Annotated in this window: 8 protein-coding genes and 1 pseudogene; 7 read left to right on the top strand and 2 right to left on the bottom strand. The window is 69.1% G+C overall.

Going from position 1 to position 6,230, the window contains the following annotated elements:
* The first annotated feature begins 12 nt into the window (after positions 1-12).
* The 3 genes from A9O63_RS09430 to A9O63_RS09440 all read left to right on the top strand — a co-directional run bounded on the left by A9O63_RS09430 (position 13) and on the right by A9O63_RS09440 (position 1,580).
* Positions 13-504, top strand: coding sequence for a transcriptional regulator (locus A9O63_RS09430; protein ID WP_069331696.1), 492 nt, complete (start codon positions 13-15; stop codon positions 502-504).
* Positions 505-755: 251 nt separating this feature from the next.
* On the top strand, positions 756-1,118 hold the full coding sequence (locus A9O63_RS09435; protein WP_069331697.1) for a DNA-binding transcriptional response regulator: 363 nt from the start codon (positions 756-758) through the stop codon (positions 1,116-1,118).
* Positions 1,119-1,229: 111 nt separating this feature from the next.
* A complete protein-coding gene (locus tag A9O63_RS09440) occupies positions 1,230-1,580 on the top strand; it encodes a hypothetical protein (protein WP_069331698.1) in 351 nt (116 codons plus the stop codon).
* 7 nt (positions 1,581-1,587) lie between these two features.
* Here the strand turns inward: A9O63_RS09440 and A9O63_RS09445 are convergent, their stop codons facing one another.
* Entirely contained in the window at positions 1,588-2,760 is a 1,173-nt protein-coding gene (locus tag A9O63_RS09445; protein ID WP_069331699.1) for a MalY/PatB family protein, read from the bottom strand.
* A gap of 140 nt (positions 2,761-2,900) precedes the next feature.
* Between A9O63_RS09445 and def (A9O63_RS09450) the strand changes: the two genes are divergently transcribed.
* From def (A9O63_RS09450) to fmt, 4 genes are read left to right on the top strand one after another with little or no spacing between them, the layout of a single operon-like run.
* Positions 2,901-3,434, top strand: a complete 534-nt coding sequence (gene def, locus A9O63_RS09450; RefSeq protein WP_069331700.1) for a peptide deformylase — start codon at positions 2,901-2,903, stop codon at positions 3,432-3,434.
* On the top strand, positions 3,434-3,925 hold the full coding sequence (gene def, locus A9O63_RS09455) for a peptide deformylase (RefSeq protein WP_069331701.1): 492 nt from the start codon (positions 3,434-3,436) through the stop codon (positions 3,923-3,925). The genes def (A9O63_RS09450) and def (A9O63_RS09455) overlap by 1 nt, the downstream gene beginning before the upstream one ends.
* Complete coding sequence (gene def / locus A9O63_RS09460; protein ID WP_069331702.1) at positions 3,922-4,425, top strand: peptide deformylase; 504 nt, start codon at positions 3,922-3,924, stop codon at positions 4,423-4,425. The genes def (A9O63_RS09455) and def (A9O63_RS09460) overlap by 4 nt, the downstream gene beginning before the upstream one ends.
* A gap of 3 nt (positions 4,426-4,428) precedes the next feature.
* Positions 4,429-5,337 carry a methionyl-tRNA formyltransferase gene (fmt, locus tag A9O63_RS09465; protein WP_069331703.1) on the top strand — a complete coding sequence of 303 codons (909 nt, stop codon included), beginning with the start codon at positions 4,429-4,431 and terminating at the stop codon, positions 5,335-5,337.
* Positions 5,338-5,441: 104 nt separating this feature from the next.
* Here the strand turns inward: fmt and A9O63_RS09470 are convergent.
* Positions 5,442-6,230: pseudogene (locus A9O63_RS09470) on the bottom strand (chromosome segregation protein SMC); the annotation flags it as partial.

Below are 6,230 nucleotides of genomic sequence, written 5' to 3' on the forward strand. Positions count from 1 at the left end.
TACAATGGCCGCATGGCCCGACCCCGCACGCTTCCCGATGCCGATGTTCATGCCTCCATTTGCCAGATGCTGGCGGGCGGCGGCGAGCGCGCTGTGTCCTTCGGCACCGTGTCGCGCGCGACGGGACTGGCCGCGGCGACGCTCGCGGGCCGGTTCGGCACCCGCGACGGCATGATGCTGGCGGCACTGGGCCATTTCTGGGACGGGCTCGACGCGGCGACCGACGCCGCCGCAACCGAGACGAAGGCGCCCGCCTTCCTCAAGGCGCTCGGCGAGGCGGCCGTGCCGCAGATCGTGGCGCTCTCGCTCACCCTGCCCGAGATGCGCCCGCGGGCCGAGGCCTGGCGGCGCAGCGTCGAGGAGGCGCTGGCCCTGCGCCTCGGCAAGACCGAGCCCGCCCTGATGATGTTCGCGCTCTGGCAGGGCCAGCGGCTCTGGCAGGCGGCGGGCGGCCGCGGCTTCAAGCTGAAGGAAGCGACGCGGCGCCTCGGCACCTCCGGCTGACCCGTCCCGCAGGCCGGCGCGGCTCCCGCCCCGGGCGGTCCCGTCGCGCGGCGGTGCCCCGGGACGCGCACCGTGCTCTGCGACGGAAAGTAGCAGACGGGTCGTCTTTGCAAGCCGCCTTTCAGTGGCAGAAATAGCGGCTATCCGCCGGTCGCGGCGCCGTTACCACTTTGATATATTCTGTTAACCACGCGTTAAAACATTCGGCCCAAAGGTAAGACAAGTTCTCGGCAAAATCGAAGGAAGCCAGAATGCACGTCCTGATCGTGGAGACTCGCGCGGAGCTTGCCAGCCAATGGGCGGAGCGGCTGCGCAAGGACGGCATCACCGTCCACATCACCCACAGCCAGGAATGTGCGGTGCGCGTGCTCTGCGCCCACCGGATTCAGGTCGTGATGCTGGACCTGATGCTCGACGAGGGCTCTGCCCTGGCCGTGGCCGATTTCGCGGCCTTCCGGCAGCCCTGGGCCAAGGTCATGTTCCTGACCGATACCGCCGTCTTTTCGGACGGGTCCATCTTCACCCATTGTCAGAATGCCTGTGGCTACTTTGCCATCTCGACTCCGGTCAGCGATCTTGCGACCATCGTGGAGCATTACGTTCACGCGGCCTGAGCCGCGCAGCATTCGTAACGTCCGCACCCAATCTTACGAAATATTCTTTCAGGTAGCTTGATTTTTCGCCACATGACACCAGACTCGGTTTTGAGCACCAGGGAGTCGTTCATGCTCGAATATCTGCCTCAGGAAATCAGGGACGGTCTCGCTGCCGCGCGGAAGGCCGAAATGAAGCGCAAGTCACGGCTCCGCGTCCGTTTCGGAGGGACCGAGGTGCCGGTGCTGCGGCTGTGGGACGGGGGCTTCGCCCTCGACGCCGATCAGATCCGCAGCCTGCGCGGCCTCGTCAATCTCTTCGACGGCGAGCGGCTGGTCTGCCAGTGCCTCATCGTCTGCGCCGTGGTGGACGGCGGCGAGCTCATCTGCGAGTTCAAGCGCGCCACGGCCCCCACCGACCGGCCGCCGCTCGATTTTTGGCTCGAGAAGGAGCCCCCGGCCGGCTATCTGCCGGGAGCCTGAGATCCGCCTATTGCAGATCGGAGAAGGCGCGCGCGATCCTGTCGAGCGCCTCTTCGACCTGCGCCCGCGGCGCGGCGATGTTGAACCGCAGAAAGCTCTCGCCGCCCGCCCCGAAGGTGGCCCCGTGGTTGGCCGCGATCAGCGCGTCGGACTGCACGCGGCGATGGATCTCCTCGGTGCTCATGCCGGTGCCTGAAAAATCCACCCAGGACAGATAGGTGGCCTCCAGCTTCATCGAGCGCAGGCCCGGGATCGCGTTGATCCCCGCGTCGAACAAGGTGCGGTTGCCGTCGAGATAGGCCATCAGCCCGTCGACCCAGTCGGCCCCCTCGGGCGAATAGCCCGCCGTCACCATGAACAGACCGAAGGAGTTGGGCGAGATGCCGAGCGCCGCCATCCGCCCGGCGAAGGCGGCCCGCAGCGCCGGGTTCGGGACGATGACATTGCCGCAATGGGCGCCCGCAATGTTGAAGGTCTTGGTGCCCGCGGTCAGCATCACCAGCCGGTTCAGGATCTCGGGCGCGGCGAGCGGCATCACCGTATGGCGCTGGCCCGGATAGACGAGGTCGTGGTGGATCTCGTCCGACACGAGGATCAGGTCGTGGCGCACGCAGAAATCGGCCACCCGACGCAGCTCTTCCACGCTCCAGACCCGGCCGCCCGGATTGTGCGGCGAGCAGAGGATCAGCATCCGCTCGCGCCCGGAAAGCTGGGCCTCCCAGGCGTCGAAGTCCATGACATATCGGCCGTCCTCCTCGGCGAGACGGCATTCCACCACCTCGCGTCCGGCGGCCCGGATCACCCGCGCGAAGGCATGGTAGACCGGCGTCATGAGCACCACCCCGTCGCCCGGCTGCGTGAAGGCATCGACGCAGAGCGCGGTGCCGTTCACCAGCCCATGCACGGTGAAAATCCATTCCGGAGCGACGTCCCAGCCGTGCCGATGCTCCATCCACCAGCGGATCGCGCCGAGATAGGCGCGGTCGTCGCCGAAATAGCCGTAGAGTCCGTGCGCGGTCATGTTCTCGAGCGCCTTCTGGATCGCCGCCGGTGGGCGGAACTCCATGTCGGCCACCCACATGGCGATGCCGGTGTCGGCCGGCACGCCGTAGAGGGTCTCCATCATGTCCCACTTCACCGAGTGGGAGCCGCGGCGGTCGATGCGCTCGTCGAAATCCATGGTCGCTCCTGTTTGCGCGCGAGCGTAGCGGACGCTCCGGCAGGTGCAAGGGTGGCGCGCCCGCCGCGTGCGAAGGCGTGCCGCAGCCCGCACGCGCCCGGACCATTGCGCGAAGGCCCGGCAGGTCGTAAATCACGGCCATGATACGCCCCATCCTGATCCACCCGGACCCGCGCCTGAAGAAGATCTGCGACCCTGTCGGCCAGATCACCGACGACCTGCGCCGTCTGGCCGATGACATGCTGGCCACGATGTATGACGCGCCGGGGATCGGCCTCGCCGCGCCGCAGGTGGGGGTGACGCGGCGGCTGATCGTGCTCGACTGCAACAAGGAGAGCGACGGCGCCCGGCGCCCGGTCGCCATGGTCAACCCCGAGGTCGTCTGGCGCTCGGAGGATGTCTCGACCTACGAGGAAGGCTGCCTCTCGCTGCCCAACGTCTTCGCCGAAGTGGAGCGCCCGGCCGAGGTGAAGGTCCGCTGGACCGGCCTCGACGGCCGCGAGGAGGAGGAGCAGTTCGCCGGCCTCTGGGCCACCTGCGTGCAGCACGAGATCGACCATCTCGACGGCAAACTCTTCATCGACTATCTGCGCCCGCTCAAGCGGCAGATGATCACGCGCAAGATGGAGAAGTTCAAGCGCGCCCAGGCCTCGGGCATGGTGCAGAAGGCCTGATGGCGGTCCTGCCGATCCTGCGCTGGCCCGACCCGCGCCTGTCGCAGGCCTGCGCGCCGGCCGAGCCCGGCCCGGCGCTCGAGGCGCTCGCCTCCGACATGCTGGCCACGATGTATCACGCCGAAGGCCGGGGCCTCGCCGCGCCGCAGGTGGGCCACATGGTCCGGCTCTTCGTGATGGACACGCTCTGGAAGGAGGCCCCGGCCGCGCCGCAGGTCTTCGTCAATCCCGAGATCCTCTGGATGGCCGAGGAGCGGGTGGAGGGCCCCGAGGGCTGCCTCTCGATCCCCGGCGCCCGTCCGCTCGTGGCCCGCGCGCCCGAGATCCGGCTGCGCTGGACAAGCCTCTTCGGCGCCGAGCAGGAGGCGCTCCTCACCGGCATCGACGCCATCTGCGCCCAGCACGAGATCGACCATCTGGACGGGATCGTGACCCTCGACCGCCTCTCGCCCGCCGCGCGCGACGAGGCCCTGCGGGAGATGGAGACATGATCCGCCCCTTCGTGATGTATCCCGACAAGCGGCTGAAGACGGTGGCCGCCCCCGTCGCGGCCATTACCGACGAGATCCGCGCGATCTGGACCGACATGATCGAGACGATGGATGCGATGCCGGGCTACGGGCTGGCCGCGCCGCAGATCGGCGTGATGCTGCGCCTTGCGGTGGTGGATTGCTCGGAGAGCCGCGGCAAGGCCATCCGGCTCGCGAACCCCGAGATCCTCCATGCCTCGGTCCAGTTCCGCGAGCATGAGGAGGGCAGCCCCAACCTGCCCGGCGCGAGTGCAGTCATTTCGCGCCCCCGCGCGGTCACGGTGCGGTTCCTGAACGAGGCGGGCGAGATCGAGGAGCGCGATTTCGTCGACATCTGGGCCACCTCGGTGCAGCACCAGATCGACCATCTGGACGGCAGGCTCTACATCGACCGCCTCTCGCCCCTGAAGCGCAAGATGGTGGTGGCGAAGTCCGAGAAATACCTGCGCCGGGTGGGCTGAGCCATGCGCCTGATCTTCATGGGCTCGCCCGACTTCTCCGTGCCGGTGCTCGAGGCGCTCCATGCGCATCACGAGGTGGTCTGCGTCTATTGCCAGCCGCCCCGCCCCGCGGGCCGCGGCAAGAAGGACCGCCCCACCCCGGTGCAGACCCGCGCCGAGGAGCTGGGCCTGCCGGTCCGCCATCCGACCTCGCTGCGCACGCCCGAGGCGCAGGCCGAGTTCGCGGCCCTCGGGGCCGAGGCGGCAGTAGTGGTGGCCTACGGTCTCATCCTGCCCCAGCCGATCCTCGATGCGCCCGAGCGGGGCTGCCTCAACATCCATGCCTCGCTCCTGCCGCGCTGGCGCGGGGCGGCCCCGATCCACCGGGCGATCCTCGCGGGCGACGCCGAGACCGGCATCTGCATCATGCAGATGGAGGCCGGACTCGATACCGGCCCCGTGCTGATGTGCGAGAAGACCCATATCGGCCCCGAGGAGACGGTGCAGGATCTGCATGACCGGCTGTCCGACATGGGCGCGCGGCTGATCCTCGGCGCGCTCGGGGCGCTCGACGATCTGGTGCCCCGCCCGCAGCCCGACGCGGGCGTGACCTATGCCGAGAAGATCGCGAAGGCCGAGGCCGGCATCGACTGGACCCGCCCGGCCGCCGAGATCGACCGGCAGATCCGCGGCCTCTCGCCCTTCCCCGGCGCCTGGACGCTTCTGAACGGCGAGCGCGTGAAGCTCCTGCGCTGCCGGCTGGCCGAGGGGCAGGGCGCACCCGGCGCGGTGCTCGATGGGCTCACCATCGCCTGCGGCACCGGCGCCGTCGAGATCACGCTCGCGCAGCGCGAGGGCAAGCGGCCGATGGAGCAGGAGGAGTTCCTGCGGGGCTTCCCCCTGCCCGAGGGCAGCCGCGCCCACACGCCCTGAGCCTCACATCCCATAGGCGCGGCGCGAGCCTCGGCCTCATCGTCCCCACCCGCGCAGGCTGACGCTGCCGTCCCCGCGATCCCGAGCCTTCGGAGAGACGGGCCTCAGGCCACCAGCGCCTCGGCCCGCTTGAGATCGACCGAGACCAGCTGGCTCACCCCCTGCTCGGCCATGGTCACGCCGAACAGCCGGTCCATCCGCGCCATCGTCACCGCATGGTGGGTGATGATGAGGAAGCGCGTCTCGGTGCGCCGGGTCATCTCGTCCAGAAGGTCGCAGAAGCGGGTGACGTTCGCATCGTCGAGCGGCGCATCCACCTCGTCCAGCACGCAGATCGGCGCGGGGTTCGCGAGGAAGACCGCGAAGATCAGCGCCAGCGCCGTCAGCGTCTGCTCGCCCCCCGAGAGCAGCGAGAGCGTCGAGAGCTTCTTGCCCGGCGGCTGGCACATGATCTCGAGCCCCGCTTCCAGCGGATCGTCGCTCTCGACCATCACGAGCCGCGCCTCGCCGCCGCCGAAGAGATGGGTGAAGAGCGTGCCGAAGCTCGCATTCACCTGCTCGAAGGCGGTGAGAAGCCGCTCGCGCCCCTCGCGGTTCAGGCCCTGGATGCCCGCGCGCAGCTTCTTGACCGCCTCCTCGAGGTCGGTCTTCTCGGCCTTCAGCGTGTCATGCTCGGTCTGGACCGCCTGCGCATCCTCCTCGGCGCGCAGGTTCACCGCCCCCAGCGCCTCGCGCTGCCGCTTGAGCCGGCCGACATCGGTCTCGAGCGCCTCGACCGTGGGGATCCGCTCGGGATCGACCGCCAAGGCCTCGAGCAGCTGCTGCGGCGTCCGCTCCGTCTCCTCACGGATCCGCTCGGCCGCCAGTTGCAGCGCCTCGGTCGCGGCATCGGC

The sequence above is a fragment of the Cereibacter johrii genome, from assembly GCF_001720585.1.
GTDB lineage: Bacteria > Pseudomonadota > Alphaproteobacteria > Rhodobacterales > Rhodobacteraceae > Cereibacter_A > Cereibacter_A johrii.

Coding starts and splice junctions, on each gene's coding strand:
- def (WP_069331701.1), top strand. CDS start 3,434: ATGGCGGTCCTGCCGATCCTGCGCTGGCCCGACCCGCGCCTGTCGCAG.
- def (WP_069331700.1), top strand. CDS start 2,901: ATGATACGCCCCATCCTGATCCACCCGGACCCGCGCCTGAAGAAGATC.
- A9O63_RS09430 (WP_069331696.1), top strand. CDS start 13: ATGGCCCGACCCCGCACGCTTCCCGATGCCGATGTTCATGCCTCCATT.
- A9O63_RS09445 (WP_069331699.1), bottom strand. CDS start 2,760: ATGGATTTCGACGAGCGCATCGACCGCCGCGGCTCCCACTCGGTGAAG.
- A9O63_RS09440 (WP_069331698.1), top strand. CDS start 1,230: ATGCTCGAATATCTGCCTCAGGAAATCAGGGACGGTCTCGCTGCCGCG.
- A9O63_RS09435 (WP_069331697.1), top strand. CDS start 756: ATGCACGTCCTGATCGTGGAGACTCGCGCGGAGCTTGCCAGCCAATGG.
- fmt (WP_069331703.1), top strand. CDS start 4,429: ATGCGCCTGATCTTCATGGGCTCGCCCGACTTCTCCGTGCCGGTGCTC.
- def (WP_069331702.1), top strand. CDS start 3,922: ATGATCCGCCCCTTCGTGATGTATCCCGACAAGCGGCTGAAGACGGTG.